This window comes from Variovorax sp. PDC80, from assembly GCF_900115375.1.
Taxonomy (GTDB): Bacteria; Pseudomonadota; Gammaproteobacteria; order Burkholderiales; family Burkholderiaceae_C; genus Variovorax.
In genome coordinates this window covers 223,805-245,085 of sequence record NZ_FOWG01000006.1, presented here as the reverse complement: position 1 = coordinate 245,085, position 21,281 = coordinate 223,805, and the positions used below count along the sequence as shown (strand labels likewise).

The window sequence follows — 21,281 nt, the reverse complement described above, 5'->3', positions numbered from 1 at the left end:
CGGCGAGGCGCGAGGCGGTGCGGGAACTCACGCCGCGACCGGCTCGCGCACGGGCGCGTCCCGCAGGGCCCACGGCAGGCGGCTGCCGCCGAGGAAGGGATGGAGCGCCCCGCCGGCCGCGAGCGCCACGTCCTGCGGCACCTCCCAGGGCGAGCGCTCGAGCGTCACGCGCGCCTCGTTGGGCGCGAGGCCGTAGAAGCGCGGGCCGTTGAGGCTCGCGAAGGCCTCGAGCCTGTCGAGTGCGCCCTCCTCCTCGAACACCGTGCAATAACTCTGCAGCGCGACCGGCGCATTGAAGATGCCGGCGCAGCCACAACCCGCCTCCTTCAGCGTGCGAAGGTGCGGCGCGGAGTCGGTCCCGAGGAAGAAGCGCGCATCGCCCGAGGTCGCCACCCGGCGCAGCGCCAGCCGATGGCGTTCGCGCTTGAGCACCGGCAGGCAATAGAAGTGCGGCCGGATGCCGCCCGTGAAGATCGCGTTGCGGTTGAACATCAGGTGCTGGGGCGTGATCGTCGCCGCGAGGCGCCCGCTCGCATCGGCCCTGACGAAGTCCGCGGCCTCCTCGGTCGTGATGTGCTCCAGCACCACATTGAGCGCGGGAAAGTCGCGCAGCAGCGGACGCAGTGTCGACTCGATGAACACCGCCTCGCGGTCGAAGACGTCGACGGCCGGATCGGTGCTCTCGCCGTGCAGCAGCAGCGGCATGCCGATGGCCTGCATCGTCTCGAGCACCGGCGCCACCTTCGCGATCGACGTGACGCCATGCTCGGAATGCGTGGTGGCGCCGGCCGGATACAGCTTCGCCGCGGTCAGCACGCCGTCCTCGAAGCCGCGGCACAGGTCGTCGGCGGAGGTGCCGTCGCAGAGGTAGACCGTCATCAACGGCACGAAGTCGGCGCCCGGGGGCAGGGCCGCCACGATCCGCTCGCGGTAGGCCCGCGCGAGCGCGGTGGTCGTCACGGGGATCTTGAGGTTCGGCATGACGATGGCGCGGCCGAACTGCGCGGCGCTGTAGGGCAGCACCGTCTGCAGCATGGCGCCGTCGCGCAGGTGCAGGTGCCAGTCGTCGGGGCGGCGCAGGGTGATGCGGGGGGTCATGAACAAGCTCACTTCAATCGGGCGAAGGCCGCATCCATCGCGCCGACGCCGAGCATGAAATCCTCGATGTCCATCGCTTCGTGCGGATTGTGCGAACCGTTCTGGTTCCGCACGAACAACATGCCGCTCGGGATGCCCGCATTGGCGAACAGCGAGGCGTCGTGCCCCGCGCCGCTGGGAATGAGCTCGAAGGCCGCCTGCTGCGCGGCGCAGGCCTCGGACAGCACGCCGCAGAGCTTCTCGTCCATGGTCGCGGGATCGCTGAGCAGGCGCCGATCGAATTCGAAGCGCACGCCGCGCTCGCGCTCGATCGAGCCGCATTCGGCGCGCACCAGCTGGTAGAAGGCCTCGAGCGTGTCCGTGCTCTTGCTGCGCGCCTCGAGGCTGAAGCTCACCTGCCCCGGAATGCGCGAGATCGAATGCTCGGCCGGGTCGGTGCTGACGATGCCGGTGGTCACGACCAGGTCGGTGCCGCGCTCCAGCAGCACGCGCCAGTGCTCGTCGATGCGCATGATCAGGTCGGCGACCGCGAACATGGCGTCGTGGCGCAGCCAGCGCGGCACCACGCCCGAATGCTGCGCGTCGCCGTGGCAGACCACGCGGTTGTGCCGCACGTTGCCGCGGATGCCCGAGACCACGGCCAGCGGAAGCTGGCGCGCGACCATCACCGGCCCCTGCTCGATGTGCAGCTCGAGGTAGGCCTTGATGCGCGCCTTGTCGAGCAGCGTCTGCTGCGCGCGGATCGCCTCCACGTCGGCACCGCAGCGCCGCATGCAGGCCTCCATCGATTCGCCGGTGCTGCGCTGCTTGAGCGCGAGGTCGCTTTCGCTGACCTTGCCGAAGAGCGCGCCCGAGCCCATGTAGGCCTTGCCGAACCAGGCGCTCTCCTCGCCGCGAAACGCGACCACCTCGAGCGGGCGTGCGTAGGGCGTGCCGCCGGCCTTCTGCGCGACGAGGCACAGAAGGCCCGCGACCACGCCCGCATAGCCGTCGAAGTTGCCGCCCTGCGGCACCGAGTCGATGTGCGATCCGCACCAGGTCACCGCGCTCGCCGTCGCGGTCTGCGGCAGGCCGAACACGAGGTTCGCGGCGCGGTCGGCCCGGACCTCGAGCCCTTCGCTCGCGGCGAAGGCGCGCAGGTAGTCGGCGGTGTCCGATTCGCCGCGGCCGTAGCTCTGCCGCGTGACGCCGACCCCGTCGAAGGTCAGCTCGCGCACGTCGGAGAACAACTTCTCGGCCATGGGGCGAAGTCCCGGCAGGCTCATCATCCTTACCCTCCCTAGCCCGACTGCTGCGCGAAGCGCAGCCAGCGGTCCGAGAGCTGCCGGTCGAGCTTGACCTGGCCGGTGAGATCGCGGATGTTCTTCACGCCCATCTCGTCGCAGTACGCGACCAGGCCGTCGATGATCTTCTGCATCGCGCCCGGATCGATGAAGGAGGCCGTGCCGACCTGGACCGCGCTCGCGCCGGCCAGCATGAACTCGACCGCGTCGTGCGCGCTCGCGATGCCGCCGCAACCGATGACCGGAATGCGCACGCTGCGGTAGCACTGGTGCACCATGCGCAGCGCGATCGGCTTGATGGCCGGCCCCGACAGGCCGCCCATCACGTTGCCGAGCATGGGCTTGCGGGTGCGCACGTCGATCGACATGGCCAGCACCGTGTTGCCCATCACGAGCGCATCGGCACCGGCCTCTTCCGCGGCCCTCGCGACCGTCGCCACGTGCGAGGCATTGGGCGTGAGCTTGGCCCACACGGGGTGATGGGTGCGGCGGCGGATCGCGCTCACGACCTTGTAGGTGGTCTCGGGTGTCATCGCGAAGGCCATGCCGTCGGCCTCGAGGTTGGGGCAGGAGATGTTGGCCTCGATCACCGCCACTTCGGGCAGCGACATCTCGGCCACCGCGTCGGCGAACTCGTCGACCGTGTCCGCCGAGATCGAGACCACGACGGGCGTGTCGAAGCGCGTGTAGGGCGGCAGCACCGTCTCGCGGTAGTAGTCCAGGCCCTTGCTCGGAATGCCGATGGCGTTGAGCATGCCGCCGCGGGTTTCCGCCACGCGCGGCGTCGGGTTGCCGGCACGGCTCTTGGGCGAGACGCTCTTGATCACCAGCGCGCCCAGCCGGTTGAAGTCGAGCGCTTCCGCGTACTCGATGGCGAAGCAGCCCGAGGCCGGCATGACCGGGTTGCGCAGGCCGACGTCGCCGACCCTGACGTTGAGATCAGCCAAACTCCACCTCCCCGACCACGTCGCCGATGGGAAACACGGGACCTTCGCGGCAGACGCGCAGGAATTGCTTGTCGCCCTCGCGGTCGAACAGCCTGACGCAGGACAGGCACACGCCCATGCCGCAGGCCATGCGCTGTTCCATCGCCACCTCGCCCCGGGTGCCGGGATGGTCGGCGAGGATGCGCTGCAGCAGCATCAGCACGCGGTGCGAGCCGCAGGTGTAGACGGCGTCGTGGTGGCGTTCGCCGAGCAGCCGGCGCACCAGCGTGTCCATGGCCTCCACCGAGGAACTGCCGTCGGAGTCGTAGACGCAATGCACCTCGGCCTCGGCGCCGCGCAGGAACTCTTCGCGCATCAGGTCCTTGGGGGCGCGCGCCGACATCACTGCCGTGATCGCGATGCCCATCCTGGCCGCCTGCTGCAGCAGCGGCGCCATCGTCGCCAGACCGACGCCGCGCGCGACGACCATGATGCGTTCGTCGCCGGGCGGCAGCGTGAAGGTGTTGCCCAGCGGGCCGACGATGTCCATCGCGCCGCCGACGGGCAGCGAGGCCAGCGCGTGGGTTCCGGTGCCGGTGACGTTGTAGAGGAACTCGATCGTGCCCGCCTCCGGTCCCACGCCGTAGACGCTCATCGGGCGCAGCAGGAAGGGTTGGAGGTCGTTCGTCGTCGGGCACTTGAGCTGGTAGAACTGCCCGGGCCTGGTCGCGCCCGCCAAGTCGGCCGGCGCGCTGAGCTTCAGGTACCTGTAGCGGTCGTTGACCCAGCGGTGCTCGGCGACCTCGCAGCGGTACGAGGCCACGGACTGCGCGTTGCGCTGGAAGCAGGCGCCCTCGCCCTGCGGCGCTGGCGGATGCACGGGCCGGAACGCGGGCGATTGGTGGTCGATGGCGGCGAGCATCATTCGAGCTCCTTGCCCTTGAGTTCGGGAATGAGGAAGTAGGTGGCGACCATGTCGACCAGGTAGATCGCGGCGAGCAGCGCGATGGCGATCTGGAACGAGTAGGCGGCGACCAGCGCGCCGACCACCACCGGGCCGAAGCCGCCGATGCCGCGGCCGAGGTTGAACAGCACGTTCTGCGCCGTGGCGCGTGCTTCCGTGGGATAGGCCTCGGAGATCAGCGCGCCGTAGCCGCCCAGCATGCCGTTGACGAACATGCCGAGCACGGCACCGACCCACAGCAGCGAAACCGGATCGGACAGCTGGGAGTACGCCAGCACCATCGCCACGGCGCCGGCCTGGAACAGCAGGAAGCTCGGCTTGCGCCCGATGCGGTCGGCCAGTTGGCCGAAGACGAAGATGCCCAGCATCATCCCGAGGATGGTCACCGAGGTCCACATGGCCGACTTCGTGAGGTTGAACCCGAGCTTGTTGGCCAGGAAGCTCGGCATCCAGATCATGATCCCGTAGTAGCCGAAGTTCTGCACCGCGCACAGCACGACGATGCCCAGGCTGGTGCGGGTGGTCTGCGCATCCTTGACCAGCAGCTTGAAGGACCTCAGGCGCGAGCCCCGGACCTTGGGCTTGCGCACGAACACCTCGGGCTCGTGCAGCTTGTTGCGGATCACCCAGGCCACAAGCGCGGGCACGACGCCGACCAGGAACATGCCGCGCCAGCCGATGTGCGGCATCAGAAGCGGCGTGAGCAAGGCCGCGCCCAGCACGCCGAGTTGCCAGCCCAGCGCCACATAGGAAGACACGCGGGCACGGTGCTTGGCTGGCCAGGCCTCGGCCGCCAGCGCCATGCCGATGCCGAACTCGCCGCCCAGGCCGATGCCCGCGATGGTCCGGTAGACCAGCAGGTCCCAGTAGCCCTGCGCAAAGGCACAGAGCCCGGTGAACACCGCGAACAGGACGATGGTCCAGGTCATCACTCGGATGCGCCCGAAGTGATCGCTGAGCGAGCCGAAGACGATGCCGCCGACGACGGCGCCGACCAGCGTCCAGCTCACCAGCGAGCCGGCCTGGCCCGGCGTGAGGTGCAGGTCGGCCGAGATGGCCGTGAGCATGAAGCCCAGGATCAGCAGGTCGAAGCCGTCCATCGCATAGCCGATGGCGGAGCCGGCCAGCGCCTTCCAGGCGTAGCCCGAGACGGCGTCGTCGCGTGGCGCGGAGGCGGTCGAATCTAGGGTGGATGACACGTCAGGACTCCTGGTTCGACGCGGAAAGCCCGGCGCCGGCGGATGGATGGGCCATGGAAACGGTCTCGACATGGAGTCCGTTTCGATCATTTGCGATACTAGTATCAAAAAAGATATCGATCAAGAAAAAGTTCACCGGGGTTGTCTCTGTGGATGGATGAAAGGAACGAGGGAAACCGGGGGATCGAGCCTGGCATCGGCTCGCGCGGCCGCTAGAAGCGGTGGCGGATGCCGACGCCGAGGCTGTTGCCGCCCGCCATGGCGGTCGCGCGATCGCGCATGAGGACGGCATAGACGTCGGTTCGCTTCGACAGGTAGTGATCGTAGGCCAGGCTCAGCGTCGTGCGGGTGCCGTCGTAGGAGCCGGCGATCTTTGTCCTCGCGACGGCCGCGAGGACCTGCCCCGCGGTCGACCCGACCGGCACGCTGGCGCCGAGGGAACTCGTGGTGCCGCGATAGCCGGTCGCTTCGGCCTTCGACCGGCCGTAGCTCGCATAGGCCTTGAGCAGGCCGAAGTCGTAGGCCCCGCCCAGCATCCAGTCCTTGCGCGTGGTGGGCACCACCGCGCCGTCGACCGTGGCGGTGATGACGCCCGGGTTGACCGGGTTGGAGATCTGGTCGCGCTCGTAGAAGCCCGCCACCGTGAGCGGCCCGCTGACGTAGGTCGCGCTGATGCCGGTGTTGTTCTTCCCCTTGTAGCCGGTGTCGCTGGACTGCTCGCCGAACTGGTAGTGCAGGTTCACGCGCAGGCCGCCGAAGCTCGGCGTGCTGTAGATCAGTTGGTTGCTCCAGCCGGTATCGGAGGGCGAGGTGCGGTACAGCCAGCGCGCGGTGTTGACGTTGGCATGCAGCACCAGCGGCGAGAACGCGAAGGAGTTGCCGAAGGGGTTGACCAGCACGGTCGGGATGAAGTTCGGCGCCGCGGCGCGCCCGAGCTGAAGGCTGCCGTAGGCACCGGCGATGCCGACGTTGGCATCGCGCGCGAAATAGGGGTCGCCGTCGAAGCGGCCCGATTTGCCGGTATCGGCGCGAAAGAAGGAGTTGAGCGCGAAGTAGGCCTTGAGCCCGCCGCCCAGGTCCTCGGTGCCGGCGAAGCCGAAGAACGAGGTGGTCATGCCTCCACTTCCAAGGACCTTGGTGCGGCCGAGGTCGCCCGCGTAACGCATCGATCCCGCGTATTCGTCGATCAATCCCTGCACCGACACACTGCCCTGCGCGCAGGCGCAAAAAGCCGTCGACAGCGCGACGGCGGCAACTACAAGACTCTTCATGGGTGGCTCACTTCTCAAGGCTCGAGGGAACGCCGAGCGCCCCTTCGCGGCACGCCCGAACGACGGACAGGTGGCTCTGGCACGGGTGCACCGGCATGAGGCGTATCGCCTCGAAAACTCGGCACATCCGATAAAAAAGCACCATTAAAGAAACCAGGATCAAAAACGAGACCGAATTCTGGCGCGGTTCCGCAAGATCGATGCCAAGGGTTTTCGAGCGGTCGGGGCCGAGCGCTTTCGCGCTACTCGCGTGCGCTCGACGCGGGGTCGAACGGACCGGAGTCCGGCGGCCGATTGTTCAGTTTGGCTTCAAAGGCCTTAGCGACTTCGGGCCTGTGTGCCGGCGATGCGCGTCCCTAGACTTTGCGCACCCCAACACGCCCACGGACCGCACCATGCCCTTCACACTCCACATCAACGGCAGCTCGCGCGAGGTCGATGTCGACGGCGACACGCCCCTGCTCTGGGTGCTGCGCGACGTGCTCGGCCTGTACGGCACCAAGTTCGGCTGCGGTGCCGGCCTGTGCGGCGCCTGCACCGTGCACCAGGACGGCGTCGCGATCCGCTCGTGCATCACGCCCGTCGAGTCGGTGGGCGCGCAGCGCATCACCACCATCGAAGGCATCGGCGCGACGCAGGTCGGCCAGGCGGTGCAGAAGACCTGGCTGGAACTGGACGTCGTGCAGTGCGGCTACTGCCAGTCGGGCCAGATCATGTCGGCCACGGCACTGCTCGCGGCCACGCCGCGCCCCACGCCCGCGGACATCGTGGGCGGCATGTCGGGAAACATCTGCCGCTGCGGCACCTATGTGCGCATCCAGGCCGCGGTGCAGCGCGCCGCCACGCTGATCCCGATCAAGGCGGCCTGACATGAAGCACGATCGCATGCCCATGGCCGACACCGCATCCACCCCCGGCCTGACGCGCCGCGCCTTCGTGGCCACGGCGCTGGCCGCCGGCGGCGGGCTGGCGCTCACGGTGAGCCTGCCGCCGCTCGACGCCAAGGCCGCCGGCGCGCAGCCAGAGGCCTTCGCGCCCAATGCCGTGGTCCGCATCGGCACCGACGGCCTCGTCACGCTGGTGATGCCCCGCGTGGAGATGGGCCAGGGGATCTACACCGCGGTCGCGCTGCTGATCGCGGAGGAGCTCGAGATCGATCCGCGGCGCGTTCGCCTCGAACATGCGCCCGCCGACGAGACGCGCTATTCGAACCCGCTGACGGGCGGGCAGATCACGGGCGGCTCGACCTCGGTGCGCAGCACCTGGGAGCCGATGCGCCGCGCCGGCGCCACGGCCCGGCTGCTGCTGGTCGAGGCGGCGGCGCGCCAGTGGAAGGTCGATGCGTCGACCTGCCGCGCCAGCGACGGCGCGGTCGAGCATGTGCCCACGCGCAGGAAGCTCGGCTATGGGCAGCTCGCCCAGGCGGCCGCGGGCCTGCCCGTGCCCGCCGAGGTGCCGCTCAAGGACCTGGCGACGCTGAAGCGGATCGGCCAGCCCCTGCTACGGCTGGACGGACCCGACAAGGTCAACGGCCGCGCGCGCTACGGCCTCGATGCCAGCGTCGCGGGCATGCGCATCGCCGCGATCGCCCACTGCCCGGTGATCGGCGCGCGCGTGGCGTCTGTCGACGACACCCGGGCCAGGGCGGTCAAGGGCGTGCGGCAGGTCGTGCGCATCGACAACGCGGTCGCGGTGGTGGCCGACCACATGGGCGCGGCGCGCAAGGGCCTGGCCGCGCTCGAGATCCGCTGGGACGAAGGCGCCAACGCGGACTACTCGACCGAGAAGCTGATCGCCGCGCTCGCCGATGCGTCGTTGCGCTCCGGCGCCGTGGCGCGCAAGGAAGGCGACACCGTGGCAGCCGCGCGCGGCGCCGCGCGGACGGTGGACGCGGTCTACCAGCAGCCCCTGCTCGCGCATGCGCCGATGGAGCCGGTGAACTGCACCGTGCACGTGCGGCCCGATGCCTGCGAGCTCTGGGTCGGCACGCAGGTGCCGGCGCGCGCGCAGGCCGCCGCGGCCGAACTCACGGGCCTGCCGATCGAACGCGTCGAGGTCCACAACCATCTGCTCGGCGGCGGCTTCGGCCGGCGGCTGGACATCGACTTCGTGATCCAGGCCGTGAAGATCGCGAAGCAGGTGAATGGCCCCGTCAAGGTGGTGTGGACGCGCGAGGAGGACACGCAGCACAGCACCTTCCGCCCCTACCACTACAACCGGCTCAGCGCCGCGCTCGATGCGCGCGGCCGGCCGGTGGCATGGCATCACCGCGTGACCGCCTCCTCGATCCTCGCGCGCTGGGCGCCGGCACGGTTCCAGAACGAGCTCGACGGCGATGCCATCCGCGACGCAGCCGGACCCTACGGCTTCGCGAACGTGCTGGTCGAGTACGTGCGCGAGGAACCGCCGGCGGGCATCACCACCGCCTTCTGGCGCGGCGTCGGCCACATGCAGAACGCCTTCCCGGTCGAATGCTTCGTCGACGAACTCGCGCACCTGGCGGGCAGCGATGCCATCGCCTACCGGCGCGAGCTGCTCGAGAAGCATCCGCGCGCGCGCCACGTGCTCGAACTGGTCGCGCGGAAGTCCGGCTGGGGCGGCGCCCTGCCCGCCGGCAAGGGCCGCGGCGTCGCGCTGACCTTCTGCTTCGGCAGCTACGCGGCCCAGGTGACGGAGGTGAGCGTCGATGCCGACGGCGCGGTGCGCGTCGATCGCGTGGTGATCGCGGTGGACTGCGGACGCCTCATCAGCCCCGACACCGTGGTCGCGCAGATGCAGGGCGGCACGGCCTTCGGGCTGTCGGCGGTGCTCTACGGAAACATCTCGATCAAGGACGGGCGCGTCGAGCAGGGCAACTTCGACACCTACCGCGTGCTGCGCATGGACGAGATGCCCGTCATCGAGACGCACCTGGTGCCGAGCACCGAAACGCCGGGCGGCATCGGCGAGGTCGGCACCGTGCTGACCGCGCCCTCGGTCCTCAACGCCGTGTTCGCGGCCACCGGCAAGCGCATCCGCCGGCTGCCGTTCGCCGCGGAAGAACTCAAGCGGGCATGAAGCGCCGCGCCACCCACGATTGGAAATCCACGATGACAACGAACGAGCTCGGACCGAAGCTGATCGCCGCCTGCCTGGCGGCCCTGGGAGGAATCGGCGCGGCGCAGGCGCAGACCGTCGATCCCGGCGCTGGCGACCTGGCGCGCGGCAAGACCACCTTCGCCCGCTGCGCCGCCTGCCATTCCGTCACCGGCAGGAACGGCATCGGCCCGCATCTCGACGGCGTCTTCGGCCGCGTCGCGGGCAAGGCCGAGGGCTTTCGCTATTCGCCGGGCATGGCGGCCTCGACCCGCCCCTGGGACGTGCAGGGCCTCGAGGCCTTCCTCGCGGCGCCGACCAAAGCCGTGCCCGGAACCACGATGCCGCTGAACGTGCCCGGCGCGCAGGACCGCGCCGACCTGATCGCCTACCTGCGCTCGCTCGCGGCGCCGCGCTGATCAGCGCCGCCGCGGGCCCGTGCGCTGCTGCATGAAGTCGATGAAGGCGCGCAGCTTGCGCGGCACGTGCATGCGGCTGGCGTGGTAGAGGTGGAAGCCCGGGAAGCTGGGCCACCACGGCTTGAGCAGGGGCACGAGCCGGCCGCTCGCGAGGTCGTCGTGCACCTGGGCCTCGAACACGCAGGCGATGCCGGCGCCGGCGCGCGCGGCGCTCAGCAAGACGTCGCCGTCGTTGGTGAGGATGGCCGCATCGACCTCCACCTCGAAGTCGCGGCCCTTGTTCGAATACTCCCAGCGGTAGACGCCGTTGCTCAGGCGGATGTTGATGCAGCGGTGCTGGCTCAGCTCCTCGGGCGTGCGCGGCGCCACGCGGCCCTTCAGGTAGCTCGGCGCCGCGATGGTCGCGATGCGATGCGGGCCGCCGAGCGGCACGGCGACGACCTCTTGCGCAAGGTTCTCGCCAAGGCGGATGCCCGCGTCAAAGCCGCTGCCGATGAGGTCGACCAGCGCGTTGTCGCAATGGAGCTCGAGCCTGATGTCCGGATAGGCCTGCGCGAACGCGGCCAGGTGCGGCAGCAGCAGCAGTTCGAACGCGACGCGCGAGAGGTTGATGCGCAGCAGGCCGGCCGGCTTCTCGCGCACCTCGTTGACGCGCTCCACGGCGGCCGACAGCGCCGCCAGCGCGGGCGCCGCATCCTGCAGGAAGCTCTGTCCGATCTCGGTGACGCTGACGCGCCGCGTGGAGCGGTCGAGCAGCCGCACGCCGAGCCGTTTCTCGAGCGAACGCAGCGTCTGCGACAGTGCCGAGGGCGACACGCCGAGCTCGGCCGCGGCGCGCGTGAAGCTGCCGTGATGCGCGACGCGGGCGAAGACCGCGATGAAGGGGATGAGGTCGGGAGCCATCGCTTCATTATGAAGCTCGACTTCAAACCGCATCGACCCGATCCATATTTCAATTCAGCAATCGGCGGCCTATCGTCGGGTCCAACGCTTCACCATTCAAAGGATTCACCATGACCCATCTCGCAGGCAAGGTCGCCATCGTCACCGGCTCCTCGAAGGGCATCGGCGCGGGCATCGCCGAGCGCCTCGCGCGCGACGGCGCCAGCGTCGTCATCAACTACGCACGCAGCGAGAAGGAAGCGGCCGCCCTGGTCGACCGGATCACCGCCGCCGGCGGCCAGGCCGTGGCGGTGCAGGCCGACATCTCCCGGCCGGAGCAGATCCAGTCGCTGGTCGATGCCACGCTGGCGCGCTTCGGCAGGCTCGACATCCTCGTGAACAACGCCGGCACCTACAGGCTCGATTCGCTCGACACGATCACGCCCGAAAGCATCGCCGAACACTTCGACCTGAACGTGCGCGGCCTGCTGCTGATGACGCAGGCCGCGGCGCGCGTGCTGCCCAGCGGCGGCACGGTGGTCAACATCAGCTCGGGCGTGGCCACCAGCCCCTCGCCGCAGGCGCACATCTATTGCGCGACCAAGGGTGCCGTCGACGTGCTGACCCGCAGCCTCGGCATGGAACTCGGTCCGCGCAACATCCGCGTGGTGGGCATCGCGCCCGGCTTCGTCCTCACCGAGGGCAACGCGGCCGGTGCCGAGGCCTATTCGGCCCACTTCGTGCCGAAGACGCCGCTGGGCCGCGCCGGCCAGCCCCGGGACATCGCCGCAGCGGTGTCCTTCGCCGTCTCCGAGGATGCGGGCTGGGTCACGGGCTGCACCATCGACGTCGCGGGCGGGATGGTTTTCTAGCCCGCGGACAGGCGCTCGACCGTCGCGTCGACCAGAGCCCGCAGCCGTCCGAGGCGGCGCAGGTCGCGGTGGAACCCGACCCAGACGTCGCGCCCCGGCGGCAGTCCGCCGAGATCGACGACCTCGAGCGCCGTGCAGGCATCGCCCAATGGCGCGGGCAGCACGGCCAGGCCCACGCCCGCGGCGCACATCCGGGCCTGCGCCTCGCGGCTGTTGCTGCCGAAGGCCACGCGCGCCTTCGGCAGCTTCTTGCGCAGCCAGGCCGCGTCGGGGAAGTCCTGGAACGCGCTGTCGAGCGTGATCAGCGGCACGCCCTGGCCATCGCTTCGCACGGGATGCGCCGTGCCCTTCGCGCGATAGACGCGGTAGGCGACGTGCACGGCCTTGCGCTGCACCACGTCCGCTTCGTCGAAGGGCTGGATGCGGAACACGAGGTCCGCCTCGCGGCGCGCCAGGCTGAAGAGGCGTGCATCGGTGATCAGCTCGATGTTGACCAACGGGTGCTGTTGCACGAACTCCGCGAACACGGGGGTGAGGATGTGCACGCCGAACCAGTCCGACGACGACACGCGCAACTGGCCCTCGAGCTGCTGCGCCTGGCCGGCCAGCCGGCGCTCGAAGGCCAGCGCCTCCTCTTCCATCCGTTCCGAATGCGCGAGCACCGAGGCCCCTTCGTCGGTCAGCACGAAGCCGTCCTTGCCGCGCTGGAACAGCGCCTGCCCGACCTCGCGCTCGAGCACGCGCAGCCGGCGCCCCATGGTCGGCTGCGACTGGCCGGTGAGGCGCGCGGCGCCGCCCAGCGAACCGGCCCTGGCCACCGCCAGGAAGATCTTCACGTCGCTCCAGTCCATGTTTTTCAACCCATCAAAAGTGAATGGATGTGATGCAGTTCTGTGAGTTTACGTTCAGTTTTGAAGATCGAACAATGGACGCCTCTGCAAGCAACACAAGGAGTTCTCCATGTCGAAAGACGATTCGATGCGCGCACTGATGGTGCGCGAAGCCGGCGGCCGCTTCGAGGCCGTCCGGGTGCCCCGACCCGTGCCGCGCGAAGGCCAGGTGCTGGTGCGCATCCATGCGAGCGGCGTCAATCCGCTCGACGCGAAGATCCGTGCCGGCGCCGCGGCCCATGCGCGCCATCCGCTGCCAGCGATCCTCGGCATGGACCTCGCCGGCGTGGTCGAGCAGGTCGGCCCCGGCGTCACGGCCTTCCGCGTCGGCGACCAGGTGTACGGCCTCACCGGCGGCGTCGGCGGGCTGCAGGGCTCGCTGGCCGAGTTCGCCGCGGTCGATGCCGACCTGCTCGCGCCCAAGCCCGTCAACCTCTCGATGCGCGAGGCCGCGGCCCTGCCGCTGGTCGTGATCACGGCGTGGGAAGGCCTGGTCGACCGCGCGCGGACCCAGACGGGACAGAAGGTGCTGGTGCATGGCGGCGCCGGCGGCGTCGGCCATGTGGCGGTGCAGATCGCCGTGGCGCTCGGCGCGCAGGTCTACGCCACCGGGCTGCCCGCCCAGGCGGAGACCATCCGCGGCTTCGATGCCACGCCGATCGACTACACGAGCACGACGGTCGAGCAGTACGTGGCGGCCCATACCGGCGGCGAAGGCTTCGACGTGGTCTACGACACCGTGGGCGGCGCCACGCTCGATGCCTCGTTCGGCGCGGCGCGCCAGTACCGCGGCCATGTCGTCAGCTGCCTCGGCTGGGGCACCCACAAGCTGGCGCCGCTGTCCTTTCGCGCGGCCACCTATTCGGGCGTCTTTACCCTGCTGCCGATGCTCAGCGGCAAGGGACGCGCCCACTACGGCCACATCCTGCGCGAGGCCGCGAAGCTGGTCGAGGCCGGCCGGTTGCTGCCGCTGATGGATGCGCGCCGCTTCGACCTCGATACGGCCATGCAGGCCCATGAGGAAGTCGAGGCGGGACGCGCGAAGGGAAAGATCGTGGTCGAGATCGGCGGGTAGGTGGCTCAGCGGCCCTGGAGCAGCAGGCCCAGCGGCGCGAGCGGGCCCACCGGCATGAACTCGTACTGCGCGAAGCCGCCCGTCACGAGCGGCAGCGCATCGATCGCGGCCTTGGCCTGCTCGACGGACTCGGCGCTCATGAGGAACACGACACCGGGCTTGTCGCTGCGGTACCAGTACTGCTCGATCCTGCCGTCGAGGTAGAGCTGCAGGGTGTCGGGCACCTCCTTCGACATGACCTGCTGGCGTTGCTCGGGCGAGAGCGGCTTGACGATGGTTCCGATGGCGAGGACTTTCATGGGGGACTCCTGATGCAAGTGCGTTGCGTTGTTGAGGAAGACCGAGATTAGGTGGCGGCGCGAAAAACCCGAACAGGCGCGAACGACAACTTCACGGTCATTTCCGCCAACCTGCCGGAAGGGTTTCCAGGCTCGTTCCGGCGCCGAGTCCCTATAGTCGCAAGCGACGTCTTTCCCGCCATTTCCGCCATGCACATCTTCCTGCTCGCCCTCGACGGCGTGTTCGACACCGGCCTCACCGTGATGCTCGACGCCCTCGGCCTCGCCAACAAGTTCGCGGCCCGCGAGATGGGCGGGTCGCCGTCGTTCGAGGTGACGATCGTGGGCATGCGCCGGCGCGTGCGCTCGGGCCAGGGCTTCGCGATTCCCGTGCAGCCGCCACCGCCGGGCCTGCGGCCCGACTGGGTGGTGGTGCCCGCGCTGAACACCTCGACACCCGAATCGCTGGTGCCCGCGCTCGCGCGGCCCGACGTGCGCCAGGCCAAGGCGCAGCTGCGCACCTGGCATGCGCAGGGCGCGCGGATCGCTGCCTCGTGCATCGGTACCTTCCTGCTCGCCGATGCCGGCCTGCTCGACGGCGGCCAGGCGACCACGACCTGGTGGCTGGGCCCGCTGTTCCGCCAGCGCTATCCCGAGGTTTCGCTCGACGAGTCGCGCATGCTGGTGCCCTCGGGCCGGGTGGTGACGGCCGGCGCGGCGATGGGCCATCTCGATCTCGCGCTGTGGCTGATCCAGCAGGCCAGCCCCGACCTCGCGGCCATGGTCTCGCGCTACCTGCTCGCGGACCTGCGCTCCTCGCAGGCGCCGTACATCGTGCCCCACCATCTCGCGCAGGCCGACCCCGCGATCCTGCGTTTCGAACGCTGGGCGCGCGACAACCTCAAGCAGGGCTTCTCGCTCGACACGGCGGCACGCGCGCTCGCGACCAGTCCGCGCACGCTGCAGCGGCGCTGCCAGGCCGTGCTCGGCAAGTCGCCGCTGGCCTACATCCAGGACCTGCGGATCGAGCGTGCCCGCTCGCTGGTGCACGGCAGCGATCTCGACCTCGAGGCCATCGCGGCCGAGGTCGGCTATGCCGATGGCTCCACGCTCGGCGCGCTGCTGCGCGAACGCCTGGGCCGCGGCGTGCGCGAGCTGCGCGCCGACCTGCTCTGAGGTCCGCGGAACAGAGGCGCTACCAGCCGCCGCCCAGGGCGCGGAAGGTGGCGACCGCGGCACGGCCGCTGTCGGACTGCACGCGCACCAGTCGGTCGCGCGCGGCGAGCAGTTGCCGGTCCTGCTCGAGCAATTCGAGCAGGCTCACCGCGCCGCCCGCGTAGGCCTGCTGCGTGGCGCCGCGCGCGCGCACGTCGGCATCGACCTCCTGCAGCAGCGCGAGGCGTTCGGCATCGAGCTGCCCTTGCCGGATCAGCGCGTTCTCGACGTCCTCGGTGGCGCGCAGCAGCGATTGCCGGTAGCGCGCCAGCGCCTCGGCCTTCGCGCCCTCGGCCTTCGCCACCTCCGCGTCGACACGGCCGAAATCGAACAGCCGCCAATGCAGGCCGACCGCGGCCAGCGGCTGGAAGTTGGCCGACGACGGCGTCGCGGTGCGCAGGCTCTCGAAGCCCAACAACGCCGACAGCGAGACGCTCGGGTAGTACTCGGCCGTTGCCACGCCGATGCGGGCGTTGGAGGCGGCCAGGCGCCGTTCCGCGGCGATCACATCGGGGCGCCGGCGCAGCAGCTCGCCCGGCGTGAGCGCCGTCGCCAGCGCGGGCAGCACCACGCGCGCGGCGGGCGTCGCGAGTTCGGCCGCATGCGTGCCGGGCGTGGCGGCCATCAGCACGTCGAGGCGGTTGAGCTGCGTGTCGCGCTCCGCCTGCAGCGCGGGCAGCGTGCCCTCGACCTGCGCCACCCGCGCCTCGGCCTGGGCGCGCTCGCGCGCGGTCGACATGCCCTGGCTCAGGCGCATGCGCACCAGGCTCAGCAGTTCGCGGTCGGTATCGAGCTGCGACTGCGCGACCGCGAGGCGGGCCTGCGCGGCGCGCACGCGGAAGTAGGCATCGGCGGCTTCCGCGGCGATCGAGATGCGCACGCCCGCGTGCTCGGCCTCGGCTGCCTGCGCTTCGGCCGCAAAGGCCTCGGCGCCGCAGCGCAGGCCGCCGGCGAGGTCGAGCTCCCAGCTGGCGCCGATGCCGCTGTCGTAGAGCGAGGCATCGCGCTGGTAGCCGGGATGCGCGCTGGCCAGCGCGCCGAGCGGGCTTTCGAGCGACTGGCGCTGCCTCGCGGCCTGCGCATCGGCGGCAATGGTCGGGCGTTCCGAGGCCACCGCGCGCTGCGCCGCGGCACGCGCCTGCGCGACGCGCGCGAACGACGCGGCGAGGTCGAGGTTCTGCGCGAGCGCGCGCTCGACGATGCGCTCGAGCACCGGATCGCCGAAGCCCTTCCACCAGGCTTCCAGCCGCACCTCGGGAGCGGGCGACGGCAGCGCGGCGTGCTGGAAACGTTCGGGCATCGCTGCTTCGGGCCCGGTGTAGTCCGGGCCGACGGCGCACGCGGCGACACCGAGCGAGGCGATGGCGATGCCGACGCGCAACCGGCGGAAGCCGGGCCAACGCAGGCGGCGGGGCGGTATCGGCAACGGGGTCTGGCGGAGGTTCATGGAGGTTCCTTGGGCGGCGGGATTCGAAGGTCGATCGGTCAGTTACTTGCACGATGCAAGTCGCAACTGTATAGTAACTTGCATATTGCAATCCACATGGATGCAAGCCACCCGATTCCCATCCGACCAAGGAAAACAACACATGACGGACTCCTCCGTTGAAAAGGCCCCGGCAGGAATTCCGCGGCACCGGCGCCCGCACGGGCGCAGCCTCGTCGCGAGCTGCGCGGCCATCGCCGTGGTGCTGGCCGCGGCCGTCTATGGCTGGCACTGGTGGAACGGCGGGCGCTTCGTCGAACGCACCGACGACGCCTACGTGGGCGGCGACATCACCGTCGTCAGCCCCAAGGTGCCGGGCTACATCGTCAGCGCCGCGGCCACCGACAACCAGGCGGTGCATGCGGGCGACCTGCTCGTGAAGCTCGACGACCGCGACTACCGCGCCGCCCTCGACAAGGCCGAGGCCACGGTCGCGAGCCAGGAAGCCGTGCTGGCCAACCTGCTCGCCACGCGCAGCCTGCAGCAGGCCGTGATCGCGCAGGCCGAGGCGAGCGTGAGCGCCGCCGCGGCCGAGACGCTGCGCGCGCGCGACGATGCCCAGCGGCTGCAGAACCTCTCGGCCACCGCGGCCGTGTCGGTGCAGAGCGCGCAGAAGGCCGATGCCGACTACAAGCAGGCCGTGGCCAACGGCCAGAAGGCGCAGGCGAGCAAGCTGGCCGCCGAGCGCGAGCTCGACGTGATCGCCACCCGCCGCCAGCAGGCGCAGGCCGCGCTCGCGCAGGCCACGGCCGAGCGCGACATCGCGCGGCTCAACCTCGGCTACACCGAGCTGCGCGCGCCCATCGACGGCACGGTCGGCAACCGCAATGCGCGCAACGGCGCCTTCGCGGCCGCCGGCGCGCACATGATGTCGATCGTGCCGGCGCGCGGCCTGTGGATCGACGCCAACTTCAAGGAAAGCCAGCTCGCGCGCTTCCGTCCCGGCATGCCCGCCACCGTCGAGGCCGATGCCGTGCCCGGGCGCCGCTTCCACGGCCACGTGGCGAGCCTCTCGCCGGCCACCGGCGCGCAGTTCAGTGTGCTGCCGCCCGAGAACGCGACCGGCAACTTCACCAAGATCGTGCAGCGCGTGCCGGTGCGCATCGTGCTCGACGACGCCGACGGCGTGCTCGGCCTGCTGCGCCCCGGCCTGTCGGTCACGGCCGAGGTCGATGCGCGCGACGTGCAGTTCGCGAACGCACGCACGGGCACGGCAGGCGAACCATGAGCCAGCCCGTCTCGGGGATCGTCGACCCCGCCGGCATGACCACCTCCGCCAAGGCCCTGGCCTTCGCGGCGATGTGCGTGGGCATGTTCATCGCGCTGATCGACATCCAGATCGTCTCGGCATCGCTGCGCGAGATCGGCGGCGGCCTGTCGGCCGGCACCGACGAGACGGTCTGGGTCCAGACCAGCTACCTGATCGCCGAGATCATCGTGATCCCGATGTCGGGCTGGCTGTCGCGCGTGCTGTCCACGCGCTGGCTGTTCGCCGTCTCGGCCGCGGGCTTCACGCTCACCAGCCTCCTGTGCGGCATCGCCTGGAACATCCAGAGCATGATCGCCTTCCGCGCGCTGCAGGGCTTCCTCGGCGGCTCGATGATCCCGCTGGTCTTCACCACCGCCTTCGCCTTCTTCCAGGGCAAGCAGCGCGTCTTCGCGGCCGCCATCATCGGTGCCATCGCCTCGCTGGCGCCCACGCTCGGGCCCTCGGTCGGCGGCTGGATCACCGACAGCTACTCGTGGCACTGGCTGTTCTTCGTCAACCTCGTGCCCGGCATCTTCGTGACCATCGCCGTGCCGCTGCTGGTGAAGATCGACCGCCACGACTGGTCGCTGCTGCGCAACGCGGACTACCTGGGCATGGTGCTGATGGCGCTGTTCCTCGGCTGCCTCGAGTACACGCTCGAGGAGGGACCGCGCCTCGACTGGTTCGGCGACCCCGCCATCGCGGGCGCCGCCTGGGTCTCGGGCACGGCCGGCGTGCTGTTCGTCTGGCGCTCGATGACCTATGCGCACCCGGTGGTCGACCTGCGCGCGCTGAAGGACCGCAACTTCGCGCTCGGCTGCCTGTTCTCGTTCATCACGGGCATCGGCATCTTCGCCACCATCTACCTGACGCCGCTGTTCCTCGGCCGTGTGCGCGGCTTCAGCGCGCTGCAGATCGGCCTGGCCGTGTTCTCGACCGGCGTGTTCCAGATCCTGGCCATTCCCGTCTATGCCTTCTTCGCCAACCGCCTCGACCTGCGCTGGCTGATGATGTTCGGGCTGGCCTGCTTCGCGCTGTCGATGTGGCAGTTCACGCCGATCACGCACGACTGGGGCCCGGCCGAGCTGCTGCTGCCGCAGGCGCTGCGCGGCATCGGCCAGCAGTTCGCGGTGCCGCCCGCGGTCACGCTGACGCTCGGCGGCCTCGCGATGAACCGGCTCAAGCTCGCCTCGGGGCTGTTCAACCTGATGCGCAACCTCGGCGGCGCGCTCGGCATCGCAGCCTGCGCCACGCTGCTCAACGACCGCACCAACCTGCACTTCTACCGGCTGGCCGAGCACCTCACGCGCAGCAACGAGGCCACCACCGCGCTGCTCGACGGCGTGAGCAGCCGGCTGCAGGGCGCCACCGACCAGCTGGTGGGCGCCTCGGCCGCGCTGCGCCAGCTCTGGAACCTGACCTTCCGCGAGGCCCTGACGCTGACCTTTTCCGACGTTTTCTTTGGCATCATGGTCTGCTTCATCATCGCCACCGCGATGGTGCCGCTCATGCGCAAGGTCGGGCCGCCGAAGGCGCCGTCCGCCGACGCGCACTGAGTCCCGCCGACCTCCGCGCCACCGACGTTTCCAAGAAGAGCCGCCCATGACCCCGAAGACCCCCACGCCCATCAGCCCCGAGCAGCGGATGAAGTACTGCCCCATCGTGCGCAGCCTCGAGCGCGTGGGCGAGCGGTGGAGCATCCTGATCCTGCGCGACGCCTTCTACGGCATCACCCGCTTCGACGACTTCGTCAACAGCCTGCAGATCGCGCCCAACATGCTGACGCGCCGGCTCAACTCGCTGGTCGAGGACGGCCTGCTCGAGAAACGCCAGTACAGCGAGCGCCCGCCGCGCTACGAGTACTGCCTCACGCCGCTGGGCCGCGACTTCCGGCCGGTGCTGCTCTCGCTCGTGACCTGGGGCAACCGGCACTTCGCCACCGAGGGCAAGAGCGTGGTGCTGCAGGAGAAGGAAACGGGCCGGCAGATCGATCCCGTGCTGGTCGACCGCAGCAGCGGCGAGCCCATCACCGAGACCACGCACGTGCTGGTGCAGCGGCGCCCGGCCGCGCGCACGGCCGGCGCCGCCAAGGCGTCCTGAACGGAGCAGGGATTCGATGGACGGTCTCGAGCACCTGCGCACCTTCCTCGAGGTCGCCAAGCGCGGCAGCTTCTCGCGCGCCGCCGACATGCTGGGCATCTCGAAGGCCAGCGTCAGCAAGCATGTCGCGCAGCTGGAGGCCAGCTTCAGCGTGCGGCTGTTCAACCGCTCGACGCGTTCGGTCACGCTGACCGACGCGGGCCGGCTGCTGCGCGAGCGCAGCATGCCGCTGATGGAGATGGTCGAGGACACGCAGAACGAGCTGCAGGCTCACAGCGCGCGCCCGAGCGGGCGGCTGCGCGTGGCGGCGCCGCACGGCCTCGTGCAGACCGACTTCCCCGGCCTGCTCGGCGAGTTCATCACCCTGCATCCCGACGTCCACATCGACCTGCACCTGAGCAACCGCGTGATCGACCTGGTCGAGGAAGGCGTGGACGTCGCCCTGCGCGTGGGCCGCATCGGCGACGAGAACCTGATCGTGCGCAAGCTGCGCCCGATGGCGCTGGTGCTGTGCGCCACACCCGGCTACTGGGCCCGGCGCGGCATGCCGCGGGTGCCCGACGACATGCGCCGCCACGAGGTGCTCGCCTACTCGGCCGGCGGCGGCCCCGCGCACCTGCCCTTCGAGGTCGACGGCAAGCCGTACAGCGTGCCAGTGAACGCGCGCATGGACGCCAACGACGCCGCCGCGCTGATCGCCGCGGCGCTCGCGGGCGTCGGCGCCGTCTGCGTGCCCGCGCTGCTCGCGCAGCCGCACATCGACGGCGGCCGGCTCGTGCCGGTGCTCAAGGACTTCATGCCCAGCGACCTCTGGCTGTTCGCGGCCTACACGCAGCGCCGCCACAACAGCGCGGCGCTGCGCGCGCTGCTCGACCTGCTGGAGGCGCGCATGCAGACGGCGAGCGCGGCGCCGCCGAAGGCCGCGCCTGCGAGCCGCCAGCGCGCCGGTTCGCACTGGCATCCGTTCCAGGCGATCGGGCACGCGCAGCCCGCCTGAGC

20 protein-coding genes are annotated in these 21,281 nt (G+C 70.2%); 10 read left to right on the top strand and 10 right to left on the bottom strand.

All coding sequences use genetic code 11. The features are described 5' to 3' along the window. Positions 1-27: 27 nt before the first annotated feature. The 6 genes from pyrC to BM109_RS19000 form a co-directional block, all read right to left on the bottom strand. Positions 28-1,098, bottom strand: coding sequence for a dihydroorotase (gene pyrC, locus BM109_RS19025; RefSeq protein ID WP_093346155.1), 1,071 nt, complete (start codon positions 1,096-1,098; stop codon positions 28-30). A gap of 8 nt (positions 1,099-1,106) precedes the next feature. Continuing rightward, positions 1,107-2,363, bottom strand: coding sequence for a hydantoinase/carbamoylase family amidase (locus BM109_RS19020; protein WP_093346153.1), 1,257 nt, complete (start codon positions 2,361-2,363; stop codon positions 1,107-1,109). A gap of 14 nt (positions 2,364-2,377) precedes the next feature. After that, positions 2,378-3,328, bottom strand: a complete 951-nt coding sequence (locus BM109_RS19015; RefSeq protein ID WP_093345548.1) for a dihydroorotate dehydrogenase — start codon at positions 3,326-3,328, stop codon at positions 2,378-2,380. Next, positions 3,321-4,229, bottom strand: coding sequence for a dihydroorotate dehydrogenase electron transfer subunit (locus BM109_RS19010; protein WP_093346150.1), 909 nt, complete (start codon positions 4,227-4,229; stop codon positions 3,321-3,323). Before BM109_RS19010 ends, BM109_RS19015 begins: the two co-directional genes overlap by 8 nt. After that, positions 4,229-5,470 carry an MFS transporter gene (locus BM109_RS19005; RefSeq protein ID WP_371268821.1) on the bottom strand — a complete coding sequence of 414 codons (1,242 nt, stop codon included), beginning with the start codon at positions 5,468-5,470 and terminating at the stop codon, positions 4,229-4,231. The genes BM109_RS19010 and BM109_RS19005 overlap by 1 nt, the downstream gene beginning before the upstream one ends. A gap of 212 nt (positions 5,471-5,682) precedes the next feature. Further along, positions 5,683-6,741: a porin gene (locus BM109_RS19000; RefSeq protein WP_093345545.1), complete on the bottom strand. Its 1,059-nt coding sequence runs from the start codon at positions 6,739-6,741 to the stop codon at positions 5,683-5,685. 395 nt (positions 6,742-7,136) lie between these two features. On the opposite strand from BM109_RS19000, the gene BM109_RS18995 reads away from it, so the two are divergent. The 3 genes from BM109_RS18995 to BM109_RS18985 are packed head-to-tail and all read left to right on the top strand — an operon-like array spanning position 7,137 to position 10,235. Continuing rightward, positions 7,137-7,610, top strand: a complete 474-nt coding sequence (locus BM109_RS18995) for a (2Fe-2S)-binding protein (RefSeq protein WP_093345543.1) — start codon at positions 7,137-7,139, stop codon at positions 7,608-7,610. Between the two features lies 1 nt (position 7,611). Further along, on the top strand, positions 7,612-9,798 hold the full coding sequence (locus BM109_RS18990; protein ID WP_093345540.1) for a xanthine dehydrogenase family protein molybdopterin-binding subunit: 2,187 nt from the start codon (positions 7,612-7,614) through the stop codon (positions 9,796-9,798). Positions 9,799-9,830: 32 nt separating this feature from the next. Beyond that, positions 9,831-10,235 (top strand): c-type cytochrome, encoded by a 405-nt coding sequence (locus tag BM109_RS18985; RefSeq protein WP_177239387.1) that lies wholly within the window; start codon positions 9,831-9,833, stop codon positions 10,233-10,235. Here the strand turns inward: BM109_RS18985 and BM109_RS18980 are convergent, their stop codons facing one another. Beyond that, complete coding sequence (locus BM109_RS18980) at positions 10,236-11,138, bottom strand: LysR family transcriptional regulator (protein WP_093345535.1); 903 nt, start codon at positions 11,136-11,138, stop codon at positions 10,236-10,238. Between the two features lie 110 nt (positions 11,139-11,248). On the opposite strand from BM109_RS18980, the gene BM109_RS18975 reads away from it, so the two are divergent. After that, the gene (locus tag BM109_RS18975; RefSeq protein ID WP_093345533.1) at positions 11,249-11,989 is read left to right on the top strand and encodes an SDR family NAD(P)-dependent oxidoreductase; all 741 of its coding nucleotides are present in this window, start codon (positions 11,249-11,251) and stop codon (positions 11,987-11,989) included. Here BM109_RS18975 and BM109_RS18970 read toward each other — a convergent pair. Continuing rightward, on the bottom strand, positions 11,986-12,840 hold the full coding sequence (locus tag BM109_RS18970; protein WP_093345530.1) for a LysR family transcriptional regulator: 855 nt from the start codon (positions 12,838-12,840) through the stop codon (positions 11,986-11,988). The genes BM109_RS18975 and BM109_RS18970 overlap by 4 nt on opposite strands. A gap of 109 nt (positions 12,841-12,949) precedes the next feature. On the opposite strand from BM109_RS18970, the gene BM109_RS18965 reads away from it, so the two are divergent. Continuing rightward, positions 12,950-13,954 carry a zinc-dependent alcohol dehydrogenase family protein gene (locus tag BM109_RS18965; RefSeq protein WP_093345528.1) on the top strand — a complete coding sequence of 335 codons (1,005 nt, stop codon included), beginning with the start codon at positions 12,950-12,952 and terminating at the stop codon, positions 13,952-13,954. 5 nt (positions 13,955-13,959) lie between these two features. Here BM109_RS18965 and BM109_RS18960 read toward each other — a convergent pair whose 3' ends face one another. Next, entirely contained in the window at positions 13,960-14,253 is a 294-nt protein-coding gene (locus tag BM109_RS18960; RefSeq protein ID WP_093345525.1) for a hypothetical protein, read from the bottom strand. A 189-nt stretch (positions 14,254-14,442) separates the two neighbouring features. Between BM109_RS18960 and BM109_RS18955 the strand changes: the two genes are divergently transcribed. Next, positions 14,443-15,408 carry a GlxA family transcriptional regulator gene (locus BM109_RS18955; RefSeq protein ID WP_093345523.1) on the top strand — a complete coding sequence of 322 codons (966 nt, stop codon included), beginning with the start codon at positions 14,443-14,445 and terminating at the stop codon, positions 15,406-15,408. Between the two features lie 19 nt (positions 15,409-15,427). On the opposite strand, the gene BM109_RS18950 is transcribed toward BM109_RS18955, so the two are convergent. Then, entirely contained in the window at positions 15,428-16,894 is a 1,467-nt protein-coding gene (locus BM109_RS18950; protein WP_093345520.1) for an efflux transporter outer membrane subunit, read from the bottom strand. 142 nt (positions 16,895-17,036) lie between these two features. On the opposite strand from BM109_RS18950, the gene BM109_RS18945 reads away from it, so the two are divergent. The 4 genes from BM109_RS18945 to BM109_RS18930 are packed head-to-tail and all read left to right on the top strand — an operon-like array spanning position 17,037 to position 21,279. Continuing rightward, complete coding sequence (locus BM109_RS18945) at positions 17,037-18,161, top strand: HlyD family secretion protein (RefSeq protein ID WP_093345518.1); 1,125 nt, start codon at positions 17,037-17,039, stop codon at positions 18,159-18,161. Continuing rightward, positions 18,158-19,738, top strand: coding sequence for a DHA2 family efflux MFS transporter permease subunit (locus tag BM109_RS18940; protein WP_093345515.1), 1,581 nt, complete (start codon positions 18,158-18,160; stop codon positions 19,736-19,738). The genes BM109_RS18945 and BM109_RS18940 overlap by 4 nt, the downstream gene beginning before the upstream one ends. A 46-nt stretch (positions 19,739-19,784) precedes the next feature. After that, positions 19,785-20,282 (top strand): winged helix-turn-helix transcriptional regulator, encoded by a 498-nt coding sequence (locus BM109_RS18935; RefSeq protein ID WP_371268820.1) that lies wholly within the window; start codon positions 19,785-19,787, stop codon positions 20,280-20,282. A 16-nt stretch (positions 20,283-20,298) separates the two neighbouring features. Next, complete coding sequence (locus BM109_RS18930; RefSeq protein WP_093345510.1) at positions 20,299-21,279, top strand: LysR family transcriptional regulator; 981 nt, start codon at positions 20,299-20,301, stop codon at positions 21,277-21,279. Positions 21,280-21,281: the final 2 nt, after the last annotated feature.

What these genes read in the sequence shown, in the direction of transcription:
- pyrC (WP_093346155.1), bottom strand. Translation starts at nt 1,098, where the DNA reads ATGACCCCCCGCATCACCCTGCGCCGCCCCGACGACTGGCACCTGCAC.
- BM109_RS19020 (WP_093346153.1), bottom strand. Translation starts at nt 2,363, where the DNA reads ATGAGCCTGCCGGGACTTCGCCCCATGGCCGAGAAGTTGTTCTCCGAC.
- BM109_RS19010 (WP_093346150.1), bottom strand. Translation starts at nt 4,229, where the DNA reads ATGCTCGCCGCCATCGACCACCAATCGCCCGCGTTCCGGCCCGTGCAT.
- BM109_RS19000 (WP_093345545.1), bottom strand. Translation starts at nt 6,741, where the DNA reads ATGAAGAGTCTTGTAGTTGCCGCCGTCGCGCTGTCGACGGCTTTTTGC.
- BM109_RS18995 (WP_093345543.1), top strand. Translation starts at nt 7,137, where the DNA reads ATGCCCTTCACACTCCACATCAACGGCAGCTCGCGCGAGGTCGATGTC.
- BM109_RS18990 (WP_093345540.1), top strand. Translation starts at nt 7,612, where the DNA reads ATGAAGCACGATCGCATGCCCATGGCCGACACCGCATCCACCCCCGGC.
- BM109_RS18985 (WP_177239387.1), top strand. Translation starts at nt 9,831, where the DNA reads ATGACAACGAACGAGCTCGGACCGAAGCTGATCGCCGCCTGCCTGGCG.
- BM109_RS18980 (WP_093345535.1), bottom strand. Translation starts at nt 11,138, where the DNA reads ATGGCTCCCGACCTCATCCCCTTCATCGCGGTCTTCGCCCGCGTCGCG.
- BM109_RS18975 (WP_093345533.1), top strand. Translation starts at nt 11,249, where the DNA reads ATGACCCATCTCGCAGGCAAGGTCGCCATCGTCACCGGCTCCTCGAAG.
- BM109_RS18970 (WP_093345530.1), bottom strand. Translation starts at nt 12,840, where the DNA reads ATGGACTGGAGCGACGTGAAGATCTTCCTGGCGGTGGCCAGGGCCGGT.
- BM109_RS18965 (WP_093345528.1), top strand. Translation starts at nt 12,950, where the DNA reads ATGTCGAAAGACGATTCGATGCGCGCACTGATGGTGCGCGAAGCCGGC.
- BM109_RS18960 (WP_093345525.1), bottom strand. Translation starts at nt 14,253, where the DNA reads ATGAAAGTCCTCGCCATCGGAACCATCGTCAAGCCGCTCTCGCCCGAG.
- BM109_RS18955 (WP_093345523.1), top strand. Translation starts at nt 14,443, where the DNA reads ATGCACATCTTCCTGCTCGCCCTCGACGGCGTGTTCGACACCGGCCTC.
- BM109_RS18950 (WP_093345520.1), bottom strand. Translation starts at nt 16,894, where the DNA reads ATGAACCTCCGCCAGACCCCGTTGCCGATACCGCCCCGCCGCCTGCGT.
- BM109_RS18945 (WP_093345518.1), top strand. Translation starts at nt 17,037, where the DNA reads ATGACGGACTCCTCCGTTGAAAAGGCCCCGGCAGGAATTCCGCGGCAC.
- BM109_RS18940 (WP_093345515.1), top strand. Translation starts at nt 18,158, where the DNA reads ATGAGCCAGCCCGTCTCGGGGATCGTCGACCCCGCCGGCATGACCACC.
- BM109_RS18935 (WP_371268820.1), top strand. Translation starts at nt 19,785, where the DNA reads ATGACCCCGAAGACCCCCACGCCCATCAGCCCCGAGCAGCGGATGAAG.
- BM109_RS18930 (WP_093345510.1), top strand. Translation starts at nt 20,299, where the DNA reads ATGGACGGTCTCGAGCACCTGCGCACCTTCCTCGAGGTCGCCAAGCGC.